The sequence below is a fragment of the Lutibacter citreus genome (assembly GCF_003260195.1).
In the GTDB taxonomy this organism is placed as follows: domain Bacteria; phylum Bacteroidota; class Bacteroidia; order Flavobacteriales; family Flavobacteriaceae; genus Lutibacter; species Lutibacter citreus.
Genome location: NZ_QEIH01000004.1, coordinates 507,234 through 534,222, shown reverse-complemented (window position 1 = coordinate 534,222; position 26,989 = coordinate 507,234). Strand labels below are relative to the sequence as shown.

At 30.1% G+C, this 26,989-nt stretch carries 16 protein-coding genes; 12 read left to right on the top strand and 4 right to left on the bottom strand.

Going from position 1 to position 26,989, the window contains the following annotated elements; genetic code table 11:
* The coding region (locus DAD81_RS11055; RefSeq protein ID WP_179950050.1) for a sugar kinase at positions 1–457 on the bottom strand (457 nt) is incomplete at its 3' end.
* A gap of 27 nt (positions 458–484) precedes the next feature.
* A complete protein-coding gene (locus DAD81_RS11050) occupies positions 485–1,498 on the bottom strand; it encodes a zinc-binding alcohol dehydrogenase family protein (protein WP_111708314.1) in 1,014 nt (337 codons plus the stop codon).
* 198 nt (positions 1,499–1,696) lie between these two features.
* Between DAD81_RS11050 and DAD81_RS11045 the strand changes: the two genes are divergently transcribed.
* From DAD81_RS11045 to DAD81_RS10990, 12 genes are all read left to right on the top strand, one after another.
* Positions 1,697–2,722, top strand: coding sequence for a LacI family DNA-binding transcriptional regulator (locus DAD81_RS11045; RefSeq protein WP_111708313.1), 1,026 nt, complete (start codon positions 1,697–1,699; stop codon positions 2,720–2,722).
* Positions 2,723–2,812: 90 nt separating this feature from the next.
* Positions 2,813–7,090 (top strand): two-component regulator propeller domain-containing protein, encoded by a 4,278-nt coding sequence (locus tag DAD81_RS11040; protein ID WP_111708312.1) that lies wholly within the window; start codon positions 2,813–2,815, stop codon positions 7,088–7,090.
* 202 nt (positions 7,091–7,292) lie between these two features.
* Positions 7,293–8,825, top strand: a complete 1,533-nt coding sequence (locus DAD81_RS11035; RefSeq protein ID WP_111708311.1) for a sulfatase-like hydrolase/transferase — start codon at positions 7,293–7,295, stop codon at positions 8,823–8,825.
* A gap of 139 nt (positions 8,826–8,964) precedes the next feature.
* Entirely contained in the window at positions 8,965–12,225 is a 3,261-nt protein-coding gene (locus DAD81_RS11030) for a glycoside hydrolase family 2 TIM barrel-domain containing protein (protein ID WP_111708310.1), read from the top strand.
* A gap of 3 nt (positions 12,226–12,228) precedes the next feature.
* Entirely contained in the window at positions 12,229–14,232 is a 2,004-nt protein-coding gene (locus tag DAD81_RS11025) for a glycoside hydrolase family 97 protein (RefSeq protein WP_111708309.1), read from the top strand.
* Positions 14,233–14,441: 209 nt separating this feature from the next.
* Positions 14,442–15,869 (top strand): sulfatase-like hydrolase/transferase, encoded by a 1,428-nt coding sequence (locus DAD81_RS11020; RefSeq protein ID WP_111708308.1) that lies wholly within the window; start codon positions 14,442–14,444, stop codon positions 15,867–15,869.
* 229 nt (positions 15,870–16,098) lie between these two features.
* On the top strand, positions 16,099–16,569 hold the full coding sequence (locus DAD81_RS11015; protein ID WP_111708307.1) for a carbohydrate-binding protein: 471 nt from the start codon (positions 16,099–16,101) through the stop codon (positions 16,567–16,569).
* Between the two features lie 22 nt (positions 16,570–16,591).
* Positions 16,592–17,560, top strand: coding sequence for a hypothetical protein (locus tag DAD81_RS11010; protein WP_111708306.1), 969 nt, complete (start codon positions 16,592–16,594; stop codon positions 17,558–17,560).
* Positions 17,561–17,563: 3 nt separating this feature from the next.
* A complete protein-coding gene (locus DAD81_RS11005; protein ID WP_111708305.1) occupies positions 17,564–19,378 on the top strand; it encodes a beta-agarase in 1,815 nt (604 codons plus the stop codon).
* Positions 19,379–19,508: 130 nt separating this feature from the next.
* The gene (locus DAD81_RS11000; RefSeq protein WP_111708304.1) at positions 19,509–20,381 is read left to right on the top strand and encodes a family 16 glycosylhydrolase; all 873 of its coding nucleotides are present in this window, start codon (positions 19,509–19,511) and stop codon (positions 20,379–20,381) included.
* Between the two features lie 9 nt (positions 20,382–20,390).
* A complete protein-coding gene (locus tag DAD81_RS10995) occupies positions 20,391–21,485 on the top strand; it encodes an SGNH/GDSL hydrolase family protein (RefSeq protein WP_111708303.1) in 1,095 nt (364 codons plus the stop codon).
* A gap of 9 nt (positions 21,486–21,494) precedes the next feature.
* Complete coding sequence (locus DAD81_RS10990; RefSeq protein ID WP_111708302.1) at positions 21,495–23,321, top strand: arylsulfatase; 1,827 nt, start codon at positions 21,495–21,497, stop codon at positions 23,319–23,321.
* A 69-nt stretch (positions 23,322–23,390) separates the two neighbouring features.
* Here the strand turns inward: DAD81_RS10990 and DAD81_RS10985 are convergent, their stop codons facing one another.
* Positions 23,391–25,598: a hypothetical protein gene (locus DAD81_RS10985; RefSeq protein WP_157961118.1), complete on the bottom strand. Its 2,208-nt coding sequence runs from the start codon at positions 25,596–25,598 to the stop codon at positions 23,391–23,393.
* 67 nt (positions 25,599–25,665) lie between these two features.
* Entirely contained in the window at positions 25,666–26,982 is a 1,317-nt protein-coding gene (locus DAD81_RS10980) for a family 43 glycosylhydrolase (RefSeq protein ID WP_111708300.1), read from the bottom strand.
* Positions 26,983–26,989: the final 7 nt, after the last annotated feature.

Here is a 26,989-nt window from a genome sequence, read left to right as displayed (position 1 = left end):
TTACAGCTTCTAAACAAGCGTCTGCAGCACCTTGAGATATTGCAGGTGTAATACCAGTCCAGTGGAACCAATTTGATCCTTCAAAAACTTTTTCCCAATCTATCATACCAGGTTGAATTTCGGCTATAGCAGAATGTTGTCTGTCATAAACTACTTTACTACCTCTATTAACAGCTCCAGTTTCTAAAAAGTAAATTCCTAATCGGTCTCCACCCCAAATAATATTCTCACAGTTTACACCTCTTTTACGCATTTCCATCATAGCACATTCACCAATATCATTTTTTGGTAAACGAGTTACAAAATCTACAGGAACACCATAGTTAGCTAAAGATACAGCTACGTTTGATTCTCCACCTCCGTAAATTACATCAAAACTATTTGCTTGTGAAAATCTTAAAAATCCGTGAGGAGCCAATCTTAACATGATTTCTCCAAATGTTACTACTTTTTTCATTTAGTTTAGTATTATAAAATTAATTAGTTATAGTTTAAAATCTACAGTAGCTTTCATAACACCTGTTTTAGGATCGCACCAGCTATCAAAATTTTCTATCATTTCAGTAAAAGGTACATTGTGTGTTATGTATGATTCTGTTGGGAATTGATCTAATACACTAATTACATGTTCAAAATCTTCAGTTGTAGCATTTCTACTACATAGTAAACTCATTTCTTTTGAATGAACTGCTGGGTGATTGTATGTTAAGTCTCCTTTAGATAAACCAACAATAATAAATCTACCTCCGTGTGCCATATAGCTTGGTCCAGCCTCTAAAGCAAATTTATTTCCAGAAGCATCAAATACGGCAGTTGCCATATCTCCGTTTGTAATTTCTGAGATTGCAGCAACAGGGTCGTTTCCTGCATTAACAACATAATCAACACCAATTTTATCTTTAGCATAAGCTAAACGTTGGTCGTTCATGTCAATAGCTATAACTTTCGCACCTTCAATTTGAGCTAATTTCATAATTCCAATTCCAATTGGTCCACAACCAACAACTACTACAAATTCTCCTTGTTTAATAGCAGCTCTTCTTACAGCGTGAGCTCCAATTGCTAATGGTTCAACAATTGCCATTTGGTCATCTGATAAATGGTTAGCAGGTAATAAAATATCTGCAGGTACAGTAATTTGTTCTTGCATTCCACCATCACCGTGAACACCTAATACAGTAATGTTTGTACAACAGTTAGTTTTACCATTTCTACAAGCAATACATTTTCCACAACTAACGTAAGGCATTACAACTACTTTATCACCAGCTTTAATTCCTCTTTTGTTTTCTCCAATTTCTAATACTTCAGAAGCCAATTCATGACCTAAGATTCTAGGATAACTGAAAAATGCTTGGTTTCCGCCATAGGCGTGAATATCTGTTCCACAAATTCCAACTTTATTAATTTGTAATAAAGCTTCATTTTCTTTTCTAATAGGAGCTTCTTTTTCTTTTAATTGAAAATCCCCTGGTTTTTCGCAAACAATGTATTTCATTATTATAATATTATTTTAGATTCGGTTTAATTCAATCGATTGAACAAGTTAATAAAAAGAAAGTTTTAAAATATTTTTTTTAAGACCTTTATTCTTTTTAAGACCCTATAAAATAAAGAAAATTAATTTTTTATTTGTTTGGGTTTTAGAAAAAAGAATTTACCTTTGTTCAAACGATTGAACAAATGTATAAAAAAATTGGGAAGTAAAAAAAAATCTACAATAAAAGATATAGCAAATGTTTTAGGTTTAACACCTTCAGCTGTTTCAAAGGCTTTGAATGATCATCCTAGAATAAGTGAAAAAACGAAGGTTGCGGTAAAACAAGTTGCTGAAAATTTAAATTATCAACCAAATTATTTGGCAAGTGCGCTTAGAAAAGGTAAAAGTAATTTAGTTGGGGTAATTATACCTAAAAGTAATAGTAGCTTCTTTTCTTCGGTATTGGAAAACATTGAAGAGGTTTTAAATAAAGAGGGTTATAATATTATTATTACTCAATCTAATGAGTCTTATGAAAAAGAGTGTAGAAATATTGATGCATTGCTATACACTCAAGTTGATGGAGTAATTGCATCTTTGGCAAATGAGACCGTAGATTTAAGTTACTATGAGAAAATTAAAGCAACAGGAATTCCTCTTGTTTTGTTTGATAGAGGGGAGAATAATTTAAATGTAGACTATGTGGGGATTGATGATTATAAAACAAGTTATATGATTGTTGAGCATTTATTTAGTCAGAATTGTAAGCGTATTGCTCACATTGCGGGTTATAGTAAAGCTAGAATATATAAAAATAGAATTTTAGGTTATAGAGATGCGCTTGAAAAGCATAAATTGCCTGTTGAAGAAGAATTAATAGTAGAAAGTAATTTAAGTTTAAAAGAAGGTAGGCGAATTATGCAGGGTTTATTAGATTTGCCAGAACGACCAGATGCTGTTTATGCAGCTGGAGATTATGCAGCGCTAGGAGCTTTGCAAATAATGGAGGAGAATGGAGTTAAAGTTCCTGATGAAATTGCTTTAGTAGGCTTTAGTAATGAGCCTTTTACTTCTTTTGTAAAACCTTCAATTTCATCAATTGATCAAAAAAGTGCTCAAATTGGTAAATTAGCTGCCAACGCATTTTTGAAGAGGGTGAAAAATTTAGGAAAAAAAGTATCACTAAATAAAATATTAGTTGATGCAGAGTTAGTTGTAAGAGATTCATCAAATAAAAAATAAATTAGTGTTTGCTATGATGGTTAAAAATAAAAAGTACCCATTAGAAGTAACAAATTTATTTAGTATATTTTATTAATATTTTATTGATTTATGAAAAACAGGTTGTCTAATTATAAATTGAAAGTCTTAGTTAATTATATAATAATATACTTATTATTTATAAGTGTTTGTGCTGCGCAAGGCATTATTACTTTTGATCATTTATCTACAAAAAATGGTTTGTCTCAAAATGATGTGAATTCTATTTATCAAGATAAAGAAGGGTTTATGTGGTTTGGTACACATGATGGTTTAAACCGATATGATGGCTATAAATTTTCTGTTTATAAGCCAAAATCAAATGATAAATTTAGTATAAATAGTAATTTAATATGGGATATTAAAGGTGATGAAAATGGAAATTTATGGATTGGAACAACAGGGAATGGATTAAACTTTTTTGATAAAACTACTGAGAAGTTTACACACTTTACGCATAATGAAAATGATATAAATAGTATTAATGATGATTATATAAAAACTGTTTATTTAGATAATCAAAAACGTTTATGGATATCAACTAGAAAAGGTTTAGATATGGCTGATTTATCAAAACCAATTGATTCTTTAAAGTTTCATCACCTTAAAATAAATAAAGATAATTTTCTTTCATCAAAAGGTAATAGTACTATAGCCTTTGTTTTTCAAGATAGTCAAAATCATTTGTTAGTTGGTGGTGCGAAAGGATTATTTAAATTGTCGAAGGATAAATTAGGGAAAGAATATTTTAAATTATTAGGCGATGCCCGAATTTCTGCAGTTAAAGGGATTGCTGAAGATGCTTTTGGAAGGTTACTTGTAACATCTTTTAACAAGTTACACATAATAAATTTAAAGGAGCAGTCGTATAAGTTTATAAAGGTGCCTATTAGAGGGAATAATATTGCTGTAGATAAAGGACGCATTTGGATTGGAGGAGGAGATGGTTTATTTTATTTTGAAAATAAGAAAGAAAATGAAATGCCCATTCTTTTGGATCATTTAAAGTATGATCCAAAAAGTGCTAATAGTTTAAGTAAAAATGAAATTGTATCGCTATTTATTGATAGAACAGGGATAGTTTGGATAGGAGCAAATGGAGGAGGAGTAAATATCTTTGATCCAGAAAGTAAACAGTTTGAGGTTATTCAAAAAACTTCTGATCCGCATAGTTTAAGTAACGATAATATTAGATCAATTTTTGAAGATAGTAATGGTACGTTATGGGTTGGTACTGAGGGTGGTGGCTTAAATATATTGAAACGAGAGGATAATAAAAATTATAATAAATTCACTAACATAAAAAAAATAAGTAGTCCTTTTGTAATAAAAGAGATTAAACAAGGTGATAAGAAAATAGTTTTAATTGGTGGGCAGAGCTATCCTGGTTTATTTAAAGTAGATATTACCGATTCAAAAAATATAAAAGAAAGTAGTTTAAGTCCATTTTTAAAAGGGGTTTCTAGTGTTTTCTCATTGTTAGAAGATAGTTCAAAAAACTTATGGATTGGAACCTATAATTCTGGGGTTACTAGGTGCTTAAACAATGGAAGTGCCAATGATTATAAAAGGGATATTTTATCATATAATGTTAATAGGCCTGAAGGTATTTCAAATGACATAATTAGGGATATTGTTGAAGATAGGTTAGGTAATATATGGTTTGCAACAGGAAACGGATTGTCTCGTTTAGTAAAGAGTGAAATTTCAAAAAAGCATCCTAAGTTTAAAATTTATAAGCATATACCTGGAGATAAAAGTAGTTTAAGTCACAATTATATTTTAACAATTTTTGAAAGTAATAATGGTGAAATGTGGTTTGGAACTTTTGGAGGCGGACTTAATAAATTAATTAGATCTGTAGATGGTAAAAGTGATGCCTTTAAAGTTTATTCTGAAAAAGATGGTTTGCCAAATAATGTAATAAAAGGAATATTAGAAGATAATAATGGTAACTTATGGTTGTCTACAAATAAAGGGTTATCAAAGTTTAACCCAATTACAGGGGTATTTAAAAACTATGATACCAATGATGGTTTGCAAAGTGATGAGTTTGGAGAGCTTGCACGTTTTAAAAAGAGTAATGGAGAAATGTTATTTGGAGGAGTTAATGGGTTCAATAGTTTTTTTCCAGATGAAATTAAAGATAACTCAATTAATGCTGAAACGGTAATAACAGGTTTTTCTATTTTTAATAAACCTATTGGAATAAATGAAGAAGTTAATGGACGAATTATTTTAGATAAATCCATAAATGAGATAGATCAAATTGATTTAAAATATGGAGAAAATAGTTTTTCTTTTGAGTTTGCCGCATTACATTATGCAGCTCCTTTAAAAAATCAATATGCATATAAATTAGAAGGTTTTGATAATGATTGGGTATATACATCTTCAGAAAAGAGATTTGCCACTTACACAAATTTAGAACCTGGTTTATATATTTTAAAAGTGAAAGTTTCTAATAATGATGGTTTGTGGGACGAAACTCCTTCAGAATTAAAAATTAATGTAATACCACCATTTTGGAGAACAAATACAGCCAATGGGTTTTACACCCTACTGTTTTTATTAGGAATGATTGGGTTTAGAAGATTTACTATTATTCGTTCTACTAAAAAACACCAATTAGAAATAGAGCATTTTGAGAAAGAAAAACATGAGGAAATTCATCGTTTAAAGTTGGAGTTTTTTACGAATATTTCTCACGAATTTAGAACACCATTAACTTTAATAAAAGGACCATTAGAATACCTTCAAAAAAACTGGAAAAAAGTTGATGAGACTAAAGTAGAAGAGCAGTTTAGTTTAATGAGAAAAAATACTGAATACCTTTTAAGATTAGTAAATCAGTTGCTTGATTTTAGAAAGATGGATAAAGGTAAAATGAGTTTAAATATTGGGTATAGTGATATAGTTGATTTTATAAAAATAGTAGGTGAGCCTTTTCAGTTTTTGAGTAAGAAAAAAGAAATTAAGTTTAAAATAAAATCTACATCTAAATCTTTTAAAACTTGGTTTGCCCCAGATGCATTAGAGAAAATAATGAATAATTTATTGTCCAATGCATTTAAGTTTACACCTAAAAATGGAAAAATAATTATTAGCATTTGTGATGGTGAAGAGTTTAACGATATTGAAGGAATAGAAACCAAAGAAGATAAATCCAATTATGTAGTTATTCAAGTAAAAGATTCAGGAAAAGGAATACCAAAACATAGAATTAAATTTATTTTTGAACGGTTTTATGTTGATAGAGATGTAAGGAAAATGAATAGTGAGGGTACAGGAATAGGCTTGGCTTTTACAAAGAAGTTAGTAGAGTTACATCAAGGTACTATAGATGTTGTGAGTGATGAAAAACAAGGTACAAATTTTGTTCTTTGGCTTCCAAAATATAAAGGAGCTTATGAGGGAGAAAAGGACATTACTTTTAGTGATGACTCAGAAAGTGAAACATTTATAAATGAGCAAAATGCAGAATCTTATGCCATTGGAGTTCTAGATGAAATTGTAGATCAAAATTATTCTAAATCAAGGTCAAAAAATCCAATGTTATTAATTGTTGATGATAATGCGGAAATAAGAGGTGTTATTAGACAAGGGCTAGAGGATAAATATGATATATACGAAGCCGAAAATGGAGTTAAAGGATTTGAATTGGCTTCAAAAATAATTCCTAATATTATTATTACAGATATCTTAATGCCAATTATGGATGGTATAGAGTTTTGTGAGAAGTTAAAAACTACACAAGAAACAAGTCATATTCCTGTTGTGATGTTAACAGCAAAAACATCTCAAGAATGGGAAATTGAAGGGCTAAAAACAGGAGCTGATTCTTACATTAGAAAACCGTTTGATATGGAATTGCTTGATTTAAAACTATCCAATATTTTAAAACATAGAGATGAGTTAAGAAAGCGTTTTAATAGAAATACTACATTACAACCAAAAGAGGTTACTGTAACATCAACTGATGAAGTGTTTTTACAAAAAGCCATTGAAATTGTAGAGAATAATATGATGAATTCTGAATTTAGTGTTGAGCAGCTAGTGAAAGAAATGGCCTTAAGTAGAAGTAATTTATATCTTAAAATAAAAGAATTAACAGGTCTATCTTCAAGTGAATTTATCAGAAATATAAGATTAAAAAGAGCTGTACAGTTGTTGGAGAAAAGTGACATGTCTGTAAAAGAAATCATGTATATGACCGGATTTAATACAGCATCCTATTTTTCAAAATGTTTTAAAAAGCAATTTGGAGTAATACCTAGTAAATATATTAGAGAAGGAAATAAAAATGGTGAAACCCTAAAGGGGGTAACTGATGTTGATGATGTAAGTTAATTTTTAAGAAATACCTTTTTTATTAGGGATATTTGAAAAAATAAACATTTGTTCTAATAATTAATTCATTTGTATTGAAAGAATTGATTATTATTTGGCAAATTTGTAATCAAGATTATAAGTTAATTAATTGAATTAAAGTGTTAATTAAAGCTCGTTTGTTAAAGAACGAGCTTTGGTTGTTAATTAAAAAAATAATAAAATGATAAAAAATTACTTTGTGTTGCTTTTTATAGTACTTGTAAGTTGCAATAAAACAATAAAAAAAGAAGCTACGAAAAAAAATGAAAAACCAAATATTGTTTTCATTTTTACAGACGATCAAACGTATACTTCAATCCATGCTTTAGGGAATAACGAAATTATTACTCCTAATATGGATGCCATGGTTAAAGCAGGTACAACTTTTACACATGCCTACAATATGGGGTCTTGGAGTGGTGCCGTTTGTGCAGCTTCTAGAGCAATGATGAATTCTGGACGCTTTGTTTGGAGAGCAAATAAATTTAGAAAGAACTGGTATAAAAAAGATAGTGTAAGCTTAAGTAAATCTTGGAGTAAAATGATGGAGGCTGCCGGGTATGATACTTATATGACAGGTAAATGGCACGTTGATGCTCCAGCTCCATTGGTATTTCAAAATACGGTTCATATTAGAGGAGGAATGCCAGGAGATGCTTGGGATCACGCAAAAATGAAACAGAAGTTTGATTCTATTTCAAAAATAAAAGGAGCAAAATCTGCGGATATTATGCCAAACGGTTATAACCGTCCTTTAAGTGAAAATGATAAATCTTGGTCTCCTACTGATACAACAAAAGGTGGTTTCTGGGAAGGTGGTAAACATTGGAGCGAAGTTTTAAAAGATGATGCGATTGGTTTTATTAATCAAGCAAAAGAAAAAGATAATCCATTTTTTATGTATTTAGCGTTTAATGCACCTCATGATCCACGACAAGCACCGCAAGAATATCAAGATATGTATTCTTTAGATAATATTTCAGTGCCAAAAAGTTTTTTACCAGAATATCCTTACAGACATAATATTGCAAATGGTGATGATTTACGTGATGAAGCTTTAGCTCCGTTTCCAAGAACCGAATATGCTGTAAAAGTTCATACAAAAGAATATTATGCCAGTATTACTCATGTAGATGCTCAAATTGGAAAAATAATTGAAGCTTTGAAAAAATCGGGTAAAATGGATAATACATATATTATTTATACAGCTGATCATGGTTTGGCAATGGGTCGTCATGGATTAATAGGAAAACAAAGTTTATTCGATCATAGTATGCGTCCACCAATGGTAATTATTGGGCCTGATATCCCTGCTGATAAAAGATCTAATGCAGACGTATATTTACAAGATGTTATGGCAACTGCGCTTGATCTTTCTGGGGCAGAAAAACCAACATATGTAGAGTTTAATAGTTTCTTAGATATAGCAAAAGGTGAACGAAAAGAAAGTCATTACAAATCTATTTATGGGGCTTACTTAAGTGTTAGCCGTATGATTAGAAAAGATGGATTTAAATTAATGGTATATCCAGAAATTGATAAGATTTTATTATTTAATATGAATGAAGATCCTGAAGAGATGAATGATCTGGCAGGAGATTCAGCAAATAAAGAGAAAATTAAAACAATGTTTGATGAGTTGTTGGTTCTTCAGAAACAAATGGACGATCCTCTCGATATATCAGATATTTATAAGAAGTTTTATAAAAACTAAAAAAAAAAAGAGTTGCAATTTGTTTGCAGCTCTTTTTTTTTATAAAAAAACTAATTGTTTTCGTTTTTAAATCAATTCTGGTAGATTTGTTTTTAATTCAGCATTACTTTTACCTTAAATAAATTTTATTCCATTTTAAATGAAAAATAGTACACTTACTTTTATCGCTTTATTTTTAACAACTTTTATTTTTTCTCAACAAAAGAATGATTGGGAAAATCCAAATGTTAATCAAATAAATAGATTGCCATCTGTTGCAACTTTTTATAATTTTGAAAATGAATCTCAAGCTATTTCAGGCGAAAGAGAGTCTTCAAAATATTATAAATCATTAAACGGTGATTGGAAATTTAGTTGGGTTGCAAAACCTGCAGATGCTTCAAAAACATTTCAAAAATCTAATTTTGATGCTTCTAGTTGGGATATAATTGATGTTCCTTCAAACTGGGAAATGAGAGGTTACGGAATTCCTATTTATACAAATGCAACGTATCCTTTTTTTAGTGATTTTCCAAAAATAAACCATCATGATAATCCGGTTGGACACTATATAAAATCTTTTGAAGTTGATGCTTCTTGGGAAGGAAAAGATGTAATCTTACATTTTGGAGGGGTTTCTTCAGCATACTATGTTTGGGTAAATGGAGAGTTTGTTGGTTATAGTGAAGATACGCGTTTGCCAGGCGAATTTGATATTACAAAACATTTAGTTAATGGTGAGAATAAGGTAGCTGTAAAAGTATATAGATGGAGTGATGGTAGTTATTTAGAAGCGCAAGACCATTGGAGAATGAGTGGAATAGAACGTGAAGTTTATTTACAAGCAGTTCCAAAAGTAAGATTATCTAACTTTTTTATAAGAACCAATTTTGATGAAAATTATCAAGATGCGTTATTACAAATTAGACCAGATTTTATAGCAAATATTAAAAATAAATATGTTGAAAAAGTAGGTCATTTTGGTACAACTCCTTTAAAAACAACGGTAGATAATTGGACACTAACAACAAAGCTTGTAGATGCAGATGGAAGAGAAGTTGGCACCAAAAATGAAATGAAATTGGGCAAATACTTTGGAGAGTTTTATCCACAAAGAGACAATACTTATTTTGGGTTGATTGAAACAAAAGTAAAAGCTCCAAAAAAATGGTCATCAGATGAACCTTATTTGTACACGCTTTTATTAGAAGTAAAAGATGATAAAGGAAATCCAATTCAATATTCAAGTACAAAAGTAGGTTTTAGAGAAGTGGAAATTGATAAACGTGGTAGATTTTTAGTGAACGGAAATCCAGTAAAAATGATTGGTGTTAATCGTCACGATCATAATATGACAAATGGTAAATCACTTTCAAGAGCTGATATGGAAGAAGATGTTAGATTATTGAAACAATTTAACTTTAACGCTGTACGTACTTCACACTATCCAAACGATCCTTATTTTTATGATTTATGTGATAAATATGGAATTTACGTAATGGATGAAGCAAACTTAGAATCTCACGGAGTTAGAGGAAAACTTTCTAACGTTCCAGAATGGGGGAAAACTTATTTAGAACGTGCAATTAGAATGGTTGAACGAGATAAAAATCACCCAAGTATTGTAATGTGGAGTTTAGGTAACGAATCTGGAATGGGACCAAACCATGCTGCAATGGCAACTTGGATAAAAGTATTTGATCCAACTCGTTTTGTGCATTATGAAGGAGCTCAAGGTTTACCAACACATCCAGATTATAAACAAAAGTTTTACACGCAAGATAAAGGAAATCCAACAGACCCAAATTGGGTAGATATGTTAAGTAGAATGTATCCTCAACCTTGGGAATTACAAGATTTAATTGATGATACTAGTTCAATTGATAACAGACCGGTTGTAATGTGCGAGTATGCGCATTCAATGGGGAATTCAACAGGGAATATGAAACAATATTGGGATGTTATTTATAAAAATGACAGAGCTTTGGGTGGTTATATTTGGGACTGGATTGATCAAGGGATTTTAAAGAAAGATGAAAACGGAAAAGAGTTTTTAGCTTATGGAGGAGATTTTGGAGACACACCTAATGATGGAACTTTTTGTATTAATGGTGTAATAGCTTCTGATAGAACTCCAAAACCAGCAACTTACGAGTGTAAAAAAGTTAATCAGCCAGTTGTAATTTCTGAAGTAAATGCTTTAAAAGGTGAGTTTGAAATTTTAAACCGTCATCATGCAACAGATTTATCTAAATATGATTTGTTTTGGAGTATTACTGAAAACGGAAAAGTAATTCAGCAAGGAAACATATTGAGTTTAAGTACAAAGCCTTTTCAATCAGATAAATTAAGAATTGATTTTAAAAAGCCAAAATTAAAAACTGCTAGTGAGTATTTTATCAATATTCAAGGGAAGTTAAAAGAAAATCAATTGTGGGAAAACAAAGGTTATTTAGTGTTTGAAGAGCAGTTTAAATTAAATTATTCAGTTAAAAATGCTGAAGATTTAAAAAGTAATTCAACATTAACTGTTTTAGAAACTAGTAAATTGGTTTCAGTTAAAAACAAAACTATTTCACTTGAAGTAAATAAAGAATCAGGTTACATTTCTTCTTATAAATCAAAAGGAGTTAATATGATGGCTTCACCTTTAAAATTAAACTTTTGGAGAGCTGAAACTGAAAATGACGAAGCATACAGAAAAAGTATGAAAAAAGGAAACGAATTAGATTGGATGAATGCAGGGGATAACTTAAAAGTTGAAAATGTGTCCGTACTTTCTTCAGAAAAAGGAAAAGTTGTAGTAAACGTTAAAGGTGTAATTGAGAATCCTAAAACGACTGTAAATTTATCTTATGTTATTTTAGGAAGTGGTGAAGTAAAAGTAGATTATAATGTAGAAATTGCAGAAGGTTCTCCAAATGCACCAAGAATTGGAATGCAGTTTGACATTTCTGATACGTATGGAAAGTTAACGTATTTAGGTAAAGGACCTCATACAAATTATGCAGATAGAAATTATGGTTCTCATATTGGTTTGTATTCTGGAAAAGCAAAAACTATGAGTTACCAATATGTGTATCCTGAAGAATTTGGAAACCATACAGAAACTAGTTGGTTTAAATTGGAAAGCTTAAATAAAAAAGGTGTTTTGGTAAAAGGAGAAAATAAATTAAGCTTTAGCGTAGTACCTTACAGTACTAAAAATTTACAAGAAGCAAAACATACAAATGAGTTAATTGATCGTGATGTTTTAACAGTTAATGTTGATTTAAAACAAACTGGAGTTGGAGGTGATGATACATGGTCTCCAAGTGCAGAACCACACAAGGAATACTTAAATGGACCTGGATCTTATAATTATTCATTTTATTTAGTGCCATTTACTTCAAAAGTGAAACCAGAAAAGATTAAGTTTTAAAAAATGAAAAAACTTCTTGTAGTTTTAGCTTTAATTATTGTTGGTTGCAATACTACCAGCAACATTAATAAAAATATTTCTTCCCCGAATGGAGAGAATAAAATTGAATTCTATTTAAATGAAGAAGGTCAATTAAATTATAAGGCCAAAGGTTTAAATGTTGATTTTTTAACAACATCGTCTTTAGGCTTTGAACTTAAAAAACATTCTTTAAAAAATGGTTTTGAAATTCTTTCTTCGGAAGAGAAAACAGAAAAATCAGAATGGAAAACTGTTTGGGGGCAAAGGGAAACAATAATAAATCATTACAATGAATTAACACTTCATTTAAAACAACAAGAATCTAACATTTTAATTAATGTTATTGCTCGAGTTTTTGATGATTACAAGGCTTGGTGGAATTTTGCAGATTATGATAATTATGAAAAAGTATATTACAACTCACCAATTAGTAAAATTGGTGACTCAATAAACTTTGCTCGAAGACCTGATAAAGAAGAAAGAGCAAATATGTGTAATACACCTACAACCATTGAGGTAAATGATACTATGATAATAAGTATTCACGAAGCTGATTTAACAAATTATGCAGGTATGAATTTGTTAAACACGCTAGAAGGAACAAAATTAAAGGCGCATTTAACACCTTGGTTAAATGGAGATTTAGTGAGAGCTTCAACTCCTTTTCAAACACCTTGGAGAACTATTCAAATGGGAAGAACGGCTGGTGATTTAGTAGAGTCAGATTTAATTATAAATTTAAATCCGCCTTGTGCTTATAAAACTACAGATTGGATTGAAACCTATAAGTATATTGGTATTTGGTGGGAATTGCATATTGGTAAATCTGCTTGGGCCGAAAAAACTCAATTTGGTAAACCTATAAATAGACCACACGGAGCAAATACAAAAAATGCAAAATATCATATAGATTTTGCTGCAAAACACGGAATTCATGATGTTTTAATTGAAGGTTGGGATAAAGGTTGGGATAACATGGAAGGTTCTTGGACTGGATATGGGATTTTTGACTGGAAAACTTCAACAGATGATTTTGATATTGAAGAAGTTTGTAATTATGGTAAAGAAAAAGGTGTAAGAATGATGATGTATCACGAAACTATTTCAGACATTGATCATTACGAACCTGCAATGGATGAGTTATATAAAATGTGTTCCGATTTAGGAATGAAAACCGTAAAGGTAGGATATACAGGCGATGTAAATTACGATACTGAAAATAAAACATATCGTCAACATCATCACGGACAATATATGGTGCGCCATTATAAAAAGATGGTTCAAAAAGCTGCAGAATATAAGTTGCTAATTGTAAACCACGAACCAATTAAATTTACAGGAGAACAACGTACCTATCCAAATTTAATGGCCAGAGAAGGAGCAAGAGGACAAGAATACAATGCTTGGAGTAAAGGAAATTCTCCAGAACACGGAGTTATTTTACCTTTTACAAGAATTTTAGGAGGTCCAATTGATTATACGCCAGGAATTTTTAGTATGATATTACCAGATAAAGATTGGAGTACTGATAAGTTTAGAGTTAGATCTACAATTTGTAAGCAATTAGCATATTATTTAACAATGTATAGTCCAATTCAAATGGCGGCAGATTTACCGGAGAATTACGAAGGGAATAAAGCTTTTCAGTTTATAAAAGATGTGCCTACAAACTGGTCTAATAATAAAGTATTAAATAGTAAAATTGGAGATTATTATACAGTTGCTAGAAAAGAAAGAGGAACTGAAAATTGGTATTTAGGAAGTATCACAGATGAGAATTCTAGAGATTTTGAAATTGATTTGTCTTTTCTTTCAGAAGGTGAAAAATACATTGCAACTATTTATGCAGATGCAAATGATGCAGATTGGGAATCAAATCCAGAAGCATTTGTAATTTCAAAGAAAGAAGTTTCTTCTGCAGAAAAATTAAAAATGAAACTAGCTGCAGGAGGTGGTCAAGCCATAGCGTTTAAAGTATTATATTAAAAATCGTTATTCTGAACTCGATTCAGAAGTTTATTTAGCTGTTTATAGATCATACGAGAACCTGAAATAAATTCAGGTTGACGAAAATTTAGCTTTTCTGAATCTTTTTTTATTCAAGTAATTAATCATATGTAGTAGTTATAAAAACAAATGAATTACTTATTATGGTGTAACTCAACTACTTTTATATTGAAATTTAAAATTTAATTATGAAATCTAAATTAGCTATAGCATTATTAGCGTTACTATGTTTTTCTTGTGCTGAAAAAAGTTCCGAGAAAACAGTAAATAACGAAACTTCAAAAAATACTGAGAGGCCAAACATTATTGTAATTCTAACTGATGATCAAGGTTGGGCAGATGTTGGTTTTAACGGAGCTACGGACATTCCAACTCCAAATTTAGATAAATTAGCTAATGAAGGAGTTATCTTTTCAAACGGTTATGTTTCGCATCCTTATTGCAGTCCTTCAAGAGCAGGGTTGTTAACAGGTCGTTATCAAGCACGTTTTGGACACGATTGTAATATGCCTTATGATGTTGAAAGTGATGAAACAGTTGGAACTCCCCTTTCAGAAAAATTAATGCCTGAAGCATTTAAAGAATTAGGTTATAGAACAAGTGCAATTGGAAAATGGCATTTAGGAGATCACGAAGATTTATGGCCACCAGCACAAGGTTTTGACCATTGGTTTGGCTTTCCAGCTGGAGGGATGAACTATTGGGGAATTTCAAAAAATAAAATTCAAACTATTTACAGAAATAGAAAACCAGTTCCAGAGAATGAATTAACGTATTTAACTGATGATTTTACTGATGAAGCAATTGATTTTATTACAAATAAGGATGAGAAACCATTTTTTATGTATTTGGCATACAATGCACCTCACGCACCAGATCAAGCAACAAAGCAATATTTAGAGAATACAAAACATATTGAATATGCTGGAAGAAGTATTTACGCTGCCATGGTTAATGGTGTAGACTATAGTGTTGGACGAATAGATTCTACTTTGGTTGCAAATGGAATGAAAGATAACACTGTTATTGTTTATTTAAGTGATAATGGAGGAAGAACAGAACACGCTGATAATAGACCTTATAGAGGACATAAAGGAATGCTTTTTGAAGGAGGAATTAAAGTGCCGTTTTGTATTTCTTGGCCAAATGGTATTGAATCAAATCAAGTATATGAAGAACCAATAATTTCATTAGATTTATTTCCTACATTGTTAAATATTGCTGGAGGAGATGCAACTAAAGAACCTCAGTTAGAAGGTAAAGATTTATTACCATATATTAATAATAATGTTACAGGTAAACCACATAACATTATGTTTTGGCGTTCTGTTGGAGGTTTTGAATATGCTGTTAGAAGGGGAGATTATAAATTGTACAAAAGTTCTTACAAAGGCAAAACATTGTTATTTAATTTAGAAAAAGACTCTTATGAAAGGTATGATATTTCAGCTAGTCATCCGGATATTATGGATGAATTAGAAGAAGCGTATAAAGAATGGGATTCAAAAAATATGGATCCTCAATGGTTTGATCCACATAAGGAGAATGTTTTAAAAGAAGAAAAAAGATTTCAAGCAGAAAGAAATAAATCTTTAAGACCAGCTGATAAAAAGTAACTGATACTAAGATATTTAAAAAAGAGGAGCGTAATTGCTCCTCTTTTTTCGTTTAATTTTTTTTAATGATAAATTAATAGAACTAGAATATAGGACAATTGACACTCTAATTTTTTATGCTGATGATTAATTTTATCGAGGAATTTAATTAAGTAATTATGAATATAAAAAGCAATGGTTTATTTTTTATCATCATCATGATATTTCAAACAATCAACATTTACGTTCAATGAGAGTGGATAGTTTGTTTTTTGATACCAATGGAATGATTTTGAAAAAAGATGCTACATTAAGAGGTGTTGAAATTTCAAAAATAGACAAACCTATTCAAATTGATAGGTATTTTAAAGCTTCAAAAGTTAGAGTAAGTAGATTAAAAGATAGTAATATAGTTGGTTGGCAATTAGATTATATAGAGCCAAATGCTTTTATAACTTATAATTCCGTAGGTTTTAAAGGTGCAAATATTAACAAAGTTATTTTTAGAGTTGCTTCGGGAGTACAAGGAGGAACCATAAAATTATATGTTGGTAATGAATTGTTAGGTACTGTTGAAGTTAAAAATACAGGAGGATGGAATAACTGGAAGGAAGTTGAAATACAGGTAAATAAAAAAATAGAAGGAATTCAAAATATTAAATTAGAATTTGAAGGAAAAGATAAATATCTAATGAATATTGATTGGGTTAAATTTGAGTAGTAAAATATTAAATAATTAGAGTATGAAACAAAGAAATTTTTTGAGATCGTTTTTTATTATATTTTTTGTTGTTATTAATTCCTTGTATACAAATGCCCAAGGTTTAGACAAAATTATGTTTGTAAAATCGGTTCCTGTTGTTATGAAAGTTCAAGATTCCTATGTTTTTAAGGTAGGCTATGTTGCAACAGCTAATAGAGATATATCTATTGAATTAGGAGGTGGTCCATCAAAGTACTGGGCAGGTAAAACGATTAAAGTGAATAAAGGGCAGGGTGTAAAAGAAATTGTATTAAGTCCTGAGAACTTACCAGATTTTGGTGCGGGTTATAGACTTACATTGTCAATTAAACCCGCAGGAGGAGATTGGAGAACTACAATAGCAGCAAGAGTAATTAATAATATAGAATTTGTTAAAAAAAGTGTTCCATTTGTAGATGATGCTTCATTTTCTTTAGCTACACCAACTGTTTTTGAGAGTTCACCTGTTCATAATTTTGATATTGAATATAACGTGAGTAAAGAGCAATTTGTTCAAGTTTCTATTTGGAACGAAAGTGAATGGTTAGCTACTTCTAAAAAAGTTAAAATTAATGCAGGGATGGGAACAAAAAAAGTATCTATTTCATTAGATCCATTAAAAGAAGGAGATAAGTATAAGTTTGTTTTAACATTTGGAACTCAAGAAGCTTTTGATAATAAATCATATGCTCAAAAAGAAATTTCAGGAGTTCAAATAACGAAGGTCTTAAAGAGGTTAACAATCAGGGAAATTGATGAAAAAAGTATTCAGGTTTCATTAAATAAAAGCTCTGATATTTTAACATTACCGGGAAAATCTTCATTTGAGTCAATTAGAATAATTGCTTTGAATGGAAAGACGCTATTAGAGGTGAATAATTCAAATAAAATTACTATAGCTTCGCTACCACGAGGTGCATATTTTGCAATTACAAGTGATAATGATTATTACAAATTTGTTAAGTTTTAAATTATGAAAAAACAATTTATTTTACTTTATATAAGTTTATTTATTAGTACTATTTCATTTACTCAAAATAAAGTAAGTGTCGATTTTTCTACGCAGAAATTTATTGGAGATCAAAGTGAATTAAATAGAGCTAAGTATTTCTCAATGCATACATCTTATACCGATGGATCCTTAGCTTCCGAAGCTGATTATTTATTTGATAAGTTGGGTGTACATTTTGGAAGAACTTTTGGAGGACCAACACCATTTAAAAATGGAAAACCTGTTTTACCAAAATTGAGTGATGCTAAAATATTAGCTAAAAGAAGTGCGGAGCATTATAAAAGTGCCGATATGTTTAAAACATATGGTACAACAGAGTTAATTATTACAGATCATCCAAAACAAGGGTTTCAGTTAAATGTAGATTATGCAAAAGTTGCAGAGTATAATGCAGAGTATATTAAAAATGCATACCCAATAATGCCTAAATATTACGAGGTTATAAACGAGCCATTTGTTCACGCAAAGGATTATGTTAAAACGTGGGAAGAAACTGATATGGTTGTAACTGAAATGAGTAAGTTTTATAATGAAGTTGGAAAAAAAGTTCACGAGCAAGTTCCTAATATTATGGTTGGTGGTTACTGTTCTGCTTGGCCTGAGGTTGATATGAAAGATTTTGATCATTGGAATACTAGAATGAAAAAATTTATGGATATAGCTGGTGAGAATATGAAGTTTTTTTCAACACATATTTATGATGGAGCAAATGTAAAAGGAAATTTCACATATCGTTCAGGAAGTAATTCCGAAGCAATTTTAGATTTAATTGAGGCGTATAGTTATAAAAAATGGGGAGTAGTAAAGCCACATCTAATTTCAGAATATGGATATACAGCTAATGGCCTAGTTGGTAAACCATATTCACCTGAATTAAACGGTACTTGCTTAATAGCTTATAATAGAATTTTAATGTCGCTATTAGATAAGCCAGATAGATTACTTAAGGCAGTTCCTTTTATTACAGGTAAAGGAAGTTGGTTTTATAGTGATACAAGAAATTCTGAAGGGAATCCTTATCCTTGGGTAATTTTAAGAAAATTAAAAGATGGAACTTATAAATACACGCATCTTAAAAAATTCTATGAACTATGGAAAGATGTAGAAGGAAACCGAATAGATATTCATTCAAATAATCCAGATATTCAAGTAAATGCCTTTGCTAAAACCAATAAAATATACGTTGCGATTAATAATTTAATTGATAAAGAACAACAAGTAAATTTAGAATTTTTGAATAGTAGTATTAATCAAGTAAATAATATTACTATTAAAAGATTGTATTTAGCAGATTCTGGTATTCCTAAACTAGTTTTGTTTACAAATAATAGTTCCGTTAATAAGCTTGAATTAAAAAAAGGAGAAACTGTAATTTTGGAAATTGATGTTGATAAAGTAGATTTTAAAAACACTGTTACAGAAAATAATTTTTATTCAACCACTTATTTACAACCTATAAAAGCTAATTCAGCAATTAATTTTGAAATTGAAAACGTTGAGGTAGCTGCTAAAGGACGAGCAAGTATAAAAATGGGGATTGGTAGAAAACATGATTTAAGTAAAAAACCTAAAATACGCGTAAATAATAAAGAGGTTGAAGTACCGAGTAATTGGGCTGGTTATGATCAAAAACCAAGGGATGCATTTTTTGGAGTAATAGATATTCCATTTAATCATTCGTATTTAAAAAACGGAATAAATAGTATTGAAATTACTTTCCCAGACAGTGGTGGGCATGTAAGTTCAGTAATTTTAAATACAGAGAATTATAAGTAATATTAGAAGAAAAGAGAGACGCTAATTATTTCTCTTTTTTTTTAAAAACATATGTAGTAGTATAATAACCAAATGTAGTTTAATGCTATAGTTGGAAATATTAATTTTAATCTTTTAAAAATATCTTTACATGAGCTTAAAAGTAAAAGTAATTTTAACAATTGTTGTTTTGATTAATTCGGTTGTATTTTCTCAAAATTTAACCATTCCTCCCAAAAATTATGTTGATTCTGTTAAAATTGAGAACTCTGTAAAAAGAATAAATAATACCTTTCCTCTTTCTGATCAATCAAATTCTAAAAAATGGAAATTGTTAAAGAAATATTCTGATGAATTTATTGGGAGTACATTAAATGAAGAACGTTGGTATCCAAATAACCCGAAATGGAAAGGAAGACCACCAACATATTTTCATAGTTCAAACGTTAGTTTAGAAAATAATGAACTTGTTATACAAGTTAACAAACATGGTAAGGAAAATTTGCCAGAAGGTTTTACGCATTCTACAGGTTTTATAAAAAGTAAAAATAAATTTTTGTATGGTTATTTTGAAGCTGAAGTTAAACTAATGGATGCACCTTGGGTCTCTGGTTTTTGGATGACTAATGTAAGCAAAGATTGGTGGACTGAAATTGACATATGTGAAAATGCACCAGGTTTGTATTATAATAGACACGATTTAAATTCAAACATTCACGTGTTTAAGGCACCAAAAGATAAAGGAGATGTGAAAAAACATTTTTCTAGAACTAAAAAATATTATTTCCCTAAAGAATTACAAGCCGATTATCATGTATGGGGATTAGAATGGACACCAGAATTTATTCGTTTTTATATTGATGGAATTTTGTTTAGAGAGGCAAAAAACACACACTGGCATCAACCATTAGAAGTTAATTTTAATTGTGAATCTAATAAGTGGTTTGGAGCATTGCCAGATAATAATAGATTAAATGGTGAGTACCACGTTAAGTATTTTAGAACTTGGAAACAGAAAAAATAAAATTATAATATGAAACATATATTTAAGTATACTTTTTTACTATTTTTACTTGTTGGTTGTAAATCATTATCTGTTGATTCAACTTCTACCTTTGTAAAACATTCTAATAAAAACATCGCTTATGAAGGTCGTTTAGGAGTAAATGAAACAAAAACAGCTTCCGAAATATATTGGTCTGGAACTTCAATAAAAATAAATTTTGAAGGAACTACAGCAAAAGTAATTCTAGATGATGAAAACGGAACAAATTATTTTAATGTAATAATTGATGGTTCTAAATTTGAAACTTTAAAACTGAATAAAGGAAAGAATACCTATGTTTTAGCTAAAGATTTAAGTAAAGGAAAGCATTCAGTAGAATTAACTAAAAGAAATGAATGGACTTTTGGTAAAACTCAACTGTTTGGTTTTGAGATTGAAGGAAAACTTTTAAAGCCTGATGCTAAAAAACAATTATTTTTTGAATTTTATGGAGATTCTATTACAGCAGGTCATGGTAATGAAGATTATAGTGGAAATGATAAGCCTGAAGGCAACGTAACAAATAATTATAACACATACGCTGCTAAAACGGCAAGAGCATTTAATGCCGAATATAGTTGTATTGCTCGTGGAGGAATTGGAATTATGGTAAGTTGGTTTAATATGATAATGCCTGAAATGTATGATAGATTAAATCCGAATGATGAAAATAGTAAGTGGGGTTTTTCTAAGAAAACTCCAGATGTAGTTGTTGTAAATTTATTTCAAAATGATTCTTGGATTGTAAATAGACCAAAACATGAAGAGTTTAAAAGAAGATTTGGAACTGATAAACCTTCTGAAGAAAAAATAATAGAATCGTACGCGAATTTTATAAAAACAATAAGAGGCAAATATCCAAAAACTCCAATTGTTTGTTTATTAGGTAATATGGATATAACTAAAGATGGTTCAAAATGGCCGGGTTATGTAACTAAAGCTGTTAAAAGTTTAAATGAGACCAAGGTATATACTTGTTTTGCGCCTTATAAAGGTTCAAAAGGTCATCCGAAAGTTAAAGAACACCAACTAATTGCTGATAAATTAATTAAAAAAATTGAATCTTTAAATTTTAATAAATAATTAATATAAATGAGAACATTTAAAATTGTTTTACTACTAGCTATTGTTTTGGTTGGTTGTAAAAAAACTAAAATTGAAAACAGTCCAAATAAATCTAAACCAAATGTAATTTTGGTTTTAACTGATGATCAAGGTTATGGTGATTTAGGAGTTCATGGAAACACAATTATTAAAACGCCAAATATTGATAGTTTTTATGATGAAAGTTATCATTTAACAGACTTTCATGTGGGGCCAACTTGTGCACCAACTCGTTCAGGATTAATGACAGGGAGATATGCAAATAGTGTAGGTGTATGGCATACTGTAGGTGGATGGAGCTTATTGAGAGAGCAAGAAAAAACAATGGCAGATATGTTTACACAAGCAGGTTATAAAACTGGAGGGTTTGGTAAATGGCATTTAGGAGATAATTATCCATTTAAACCAGAAAATAGAGGTTTTCAAGAAACTGTTATGCACCGAGGTGGAGGTGTTCAACAAACGCCAGATTATTGGGGGAATACTTATTTTAACGATACTTATTTTAAAAATGGAAAGCCTCAAAAATATGAAGGTTATTGTACAGATATTTTCTTTAACGAAGCTACTAAATTTATAAAAAACAATAAAGACGAACCATTCTTTTGTTATATTTCTACAAATGCTCCACACGGACCATACAATGTTCCGGTAAAGTATTACAATATGTATAAAGATATTGATGACAATCTTTTGTCTGATACACAAAAGCGTTTTTATGGAATGATTACCAATGCAGATGATAATTTTGGAAAACTTCGTGAAACTATCAAAGAATTAAATATTGCCGATAATACTATTTTAATTTTTATGACTGATAATGGTACTGCAGCCGGTTATAAATACAATAAAGAGAAAAATATTACTACTGGTTTTAATGCTGGTATGAAAGGAAATAAAGGAAGTGCTTACGAAGGGGGACACAGAGTTCCATTTTTTATTCACTGGAAGAATGGAGGTATCAATGTTTCAAAAGATATTAATCAGTTAACGGCTAATTTAGATATTATGCCAACTTTAGCTGAACTATGTGGAATTGAGTTACCAAAAGGAGGGATGCCAATTGATGGAGAAAGTATTGTGCCAATGTTTAAAAATCCAGAATTAGAAAATAACAGAATATTAGTTACAGATTCTCAACGTTTACAACAATTGGTTAAATGGAGAAACTCTTCAGTAATGCAAAATAAATGGCGTTTAATTAATGGAAAAGAGTTATACAATTTAGATAACGATGAAGGTCAAAATAAAAATTTGGCAGAAGAAAATCCTGAAAAAGTTAAAGAAATGCGTGAATTCTACGATAAATGGTGGGAACAAGTTTCTGTACAAGGAGATGAACAAGTTTATATTCCTATTGGAACAAAATTTGAAAACCCTGTTGCTTTAACATCTCACGATTTACATTCAATGAAAAAGAAAGAATTTTATGCTTGGAATCAAGTTTATATTAGAGATGGAGCCGTTGGAGATGGTTATTGGAGTATAAATATTGCAGAAGCTGGAGAATATGAGTTTTCTTTAAGAAGATATCCTATAGAATCTGGATTGATGATTAACGATACAACGCCAGAAATTACACCTGAAGATTTACCTGGTTTAGAAAAAACAATTCCTGAAGGAAAAAATTTAGAGTTTGTAAGTGCTTCAATAAATATTCAAGGTAAGGAGAAAAAAGGAACATTAATAAATGATGCTAAAGAGATTACTTTTAAGTTGAATTTAGAAAAAGGAAAAACAAAGTTAGAGGCTAGTTTCTTTAATAAAAAGCAAGAAAAAAATGCAGCTTACTATGTTTATGTAACAAAATTATAAACATATATTTTTTTTTAAAATAGTATAAAGTAAAAGCCTCTAAGTTTAAACTTAGAGGCTTTTTTTAGTTTACTTCCACTTATCTTTGTTTTCTAAGTATGGTTCTTCTCTATAAGTCTTAGCTTTTTTAACAATATCTATTTCATTATTTACATGCTTTAATTGGTTGTTCCAATCAAAAGTTCTTGTACGTGAAAAGGTTTGCTTTAAGTATCTATTTACATTAATATCTCTGTACTTTTCCCAATTTAAAACAGCTTCTTGTAAAAATGCAATTGATTTGTTTTTATACTCATTATTTTCAGTTGTTTTAAAAAACTCTAATTCAATTGCAGCACTTATTTTATTGGCATAATATTCACCTAAAAAGCCCATAGATTTTATATCTAATAAGGTTTGCTTTAATTCATCAGAGCTTACATTTTTTAATAAAATATCAGCATTTTTAATACTAATTTCAGAATAAGATTTTAAATTTTTTACAATATCTAGAGGTGTTTTTTTAGAAATAGATTTTTTATTTGTTATTGATTGTACATAATCACGAGGATTTAAAATTCCACTACCTTCCATTGTTGGGTTTGTTCTAAAAGCATCTACAGATCTTAAATCATTCCATATTTCCATGCAAGCTTCTGGTTGCCACATATAGTCCCAATCTCTCCAGTGAAATTGATTTACTTGAGGGATTATTTTAGAAGCAGTAGCCCAAGTATTAAATAGTAATTTTGCATTTGTATTAGGAAATTTTGTAGCTATAATTTTTTCAAATCTATCATTAGTTATATTAGGGTTGTAGCCTAATCTTCCCCAAAGCATAAACTTATACCAATGCTTACTCATTTCTTGCTGACGTGGAGTTTCTGGGTTTTTACTAATAAATTCTCTTCCCCAAGCATAACCATCAGATCCCATATGAAAACCTGACGTTTGTTCGTACGGCATATTTTTTATAAAATCACTAACATATGTTGGATTTCCCCATCTATGAATATAAATATCATCGTTTCTTAAATTCCACCAAGATTTCATTTTTGTATCTCCCATCCATTCTATAAATGGTTTGTAAAATGGCTGTTTTGGAGAGGAGTATAAACGGGCTTTGGCGTATTTAAAACTCATATCAAATTGATCTGGATATTGTCCCCAGTATTTAGATACTTTAGTCATATCTGTCCACCAATATCTATGAATAAACTTTACTTTTCTGTTTGGTAAATCAGCTTTGACGTCCATAATACCTAGCCCGTATGTTTCCCAAAGCCATTTTTCTTTGTCATCATCTGTCATTGGAATTCTCATATTTTCTCCTGCAGTAACGCCAATTCCTGTTAAATCTGGATAATTTTTTATAAATTGTTTTACAGACTTACGTAAATAGTCCTTACTTATTTCATTTCTAAAATCATTAGAAATTCCATATTTTCCTTTTTTATCACCAACTTCTTCATTTGAACCTGGAGCAGCAGCTCCATTTAAACAAATATTCCAAGTCATAAAATAAACATCTATACCTCGGTTTTTAGCGTGCTTCATTACTTTTTGCCAAAATGCTATTTTTTCCTCAATAGTCATTTTTTTAAGAATCTTTAAGTTTTCAACTATTTTAATACTTGCCAATTCAGGAACGGTCCAATTTCTACCTGGATCTTCTGGTTTAATAGTTGTTCCGCAAACATCTTCAAAGGCAACATCTGGATAATCATCTAATTTTACCATTGAAGAAAACGGATGTGCATTCCAATACGAGATCATATTGTAGCGATGTCTTGCCATATTATCAAAAAATTCCTCCCAAAAACTAAAATCCCACATATTAATTATGTTGTTTTGAGCTGCATCACCTGAGTCATCAAAAGTATTGGTTCTTGCATCTAAAGGAATGTTATATTTTAACCCTCTTTTTTTGATATAAGGTTTTTCTGAAATTTGAGTTAAAGAGTTTAAATCTTCACCAATTCTTATATATTCTGTCAACTCTAAACCACCATACATTAACCCAATTTGATCACTAGCATTTATGTTAATTAAGTTTTTAGAAGTTTTTTTAATCTGAAAAGCTTGATCTTCAAAAGAATTCTTTTCTAAATTGAAGTTAATAACATTAGTAGATTCTGAATCAATTTCAATACCTTTTTCTAAAAGTGCTTTTGTTAAATCTTTAACAGCAAACTCAACTTGTGGACTGTTGGAATTGTAAATAATATTAACGGTATTATCCGTTTTACAAGAAATATTAAGAAACAACAGGCTAATTATAATGATGAATTTTTTCATAAATGTTTATTATTAAGTTAAAGATTTCATTCTTTATTAAAATTATAGGCTTTATAGCCAAGAAGGATTATTTAAATCGAAACCAATCAATAATTAAGTGCTGGTTTTCTTTGGTTTTAAAAGTAAAGTGCAATGCGTGTTTACCTTTTACTGTTTTAATTTTACAACTAGATATTTTATAAGAAACTTTATTAGAGTTTGCTTGAATATCGCAAGTTCCAATTATTTGTCCTTGCTTGTCATCTATTCTTATTTCAATAATTCCTTCAGAAGCTGTTGAGGTTTTCACTTCAAAAGATTTAGTATTTTCTTCAAAAGAAAGGTATTTATAGATGGCTGTATCATTGTTTTTTATTTCTGATAATCCTTCAGAAATAATATCTGTTGATGGTATTTTTGTGATTCTTACATTTCCAGATAAACCACAAGTCCATTCAGCTTCAATAATTTTTGAAGCTTTTAGAGGTTTTCCAGCGCCCTGAGAAGTCATTTCTACTTCATCAATAGTTCCGTCTTTATTTATAAAAATAGGTTCAATACAAGCTTTTCTGAATTTTTGAGAATTGTTTGTTGAACGGTGATAAAACACGTACCACTGATCTTTAAATTTTTCAATAGAACCGTGATTGTTCCAGCTAGAAGGATCACAATTAAAATTATCTATAATAACTCCTTTATATTCAAAAGGTCCCATTGGTGATTTTCCAATAGCGTAACCTAAACATGTTGGTCTATTATCTCGGCTATCATCGGCAAAAACAAAATAATACAAATCACCAATTTTTCGTATTGAAGAACCTTCATGAAAAGCCACATTTCCTTCTTTATCTAAAGGATGTGTAATGGTAGCTTCATCAATTTCCATCATATTAGATTTCAGTTTAGCAACTGTAGGTTTTCCTTGACCCCAATAATAATAGGCTTGTCCGTTATCATCAATTAACACAGCAGGGTCAATGCTGTAGACTCCTTTTATTTGTTTTCCATTTATAAATGGTCCATTTGGGTTTGTACTTGTTGCAACACCTTCAGTTTTTGGTTTTCCAGGAGAGCAATAATATAAATAGTAAGTGCCATTTTTGTAAGCTGCATCTGGAGCAAATAATAAATTATCGTGATGTGGAACTTGGTCAAATTCTCCTTTTGAAGAAAACGCTTTTTCGGTAATATCCCAATCTATTAAATTTTCAGAACTTAAAACGTTGTGGGAGTAAGAACACCAATAATCATCACTTTCATCTCTTGATCCATAAATATATAGTTTACCGTCCTCCCAAACATGGGCTTCAGGATCAGCAATATACATTCCTGGAGGAGTAATTGGATTTTGAGCAAACAGTGAAGCGTTAATTAATAGAAATAAGATTGTTTTTAATTTTTTCATAACATGT

Coding starts and splice junctions, on each gene's coding strand:
- DAD81_RS11025 (WP_111708309.1), top strand. CDS start 12,229: ATGAAAAAACTTCTTGTAGTTTTAGCTTTAATTATTGTTGGTTGCAAT.
- DAD81_RS11020 (WP_111708308.1), top strand. CDS start 14,442: ATGAAATCTAAATTAGCTATAGCATTATTAGCGTTACTATGTTTTTCT.
- DAD81_RS11035 (WP_111708311.1), top strand. CDS start 7,293: ATGATAAAAAATTACTTTGTGTTGCTTTTTATAGTACTTGTAAGTTGC.
- DAD81_RS11040 (WP_111708312.1), top strand. CDS start 2,813: ATGAAAAACAGGTTGTCTAATTATAAATTGAAAGTCTTAGTTAATTAT.
- DAD81_RS11030 (WP_111708310.1), top strand. CDS start 8,965: ATGAAAAATAGTACACTTACTTTTATCGCTTTATTTTTAACAACTTTT.
- DAD81_RS10985 (WP_157961118.1), bottom strand. CDS start 25,598: ATGAAAAAATTCATCATTATAATTAGCCTGTTGTTTCTTAATATTTCT.
- DAD81_RS11010 (WP_111708306.1), top strand. CDS start 16,592: ATGAAACAAAGAAATTTTTTGAGATCGTTTTTTATTATATTTTTTGTT.
- DAD81_RS11005 (WP_111708305.1), top strand. CDS start 17,564: ATGAAAAAACAATTTATTTTACTTTATATAAGTTTATTTATTAGTACT.
- DAD81_RS10995 (WP_111708303.1), top strand. CDS start 20,391: ATGAAACATATATTTAAGTATACTTTTTTACTATTTTTACTTGTTGGT.
- DAD81_RS11000 (WP_111708304.1), top strand. CDS start 19,509: ATGAGCTTAAAAGTAAAAGTAATTTTAACAATTGTTGTTTTGATTAAT.
- DAD81_RS10990 (WP_111708302.1), top strand. CDS start 21,495: ATGAGAACATTTAAAATTGTTTTACTACTAGCTATTGTTTTGGTTGGT.
- DAD81_RS11050 (WP_111708314.1), bottom strand. CDS start 1,498: ATGAAATACATTGTTTGCGAAAAACCAGGGGATTTTCAATTAAAAGAA.
- DAD81_RS10980 (WP_111708300.1), bottom strand. CDS start 26,982: ATGAAAAAATTAAAAACAATCTTATTTCTATTAATTAACGCTTCACTG.
- DAD81_RS11015 (WP_111708307.1), top strand. CDS start 16,099: ATGAGAGTGGATAGTTTGTTTTTTGATACCAATGGAATGATTTTGAAA.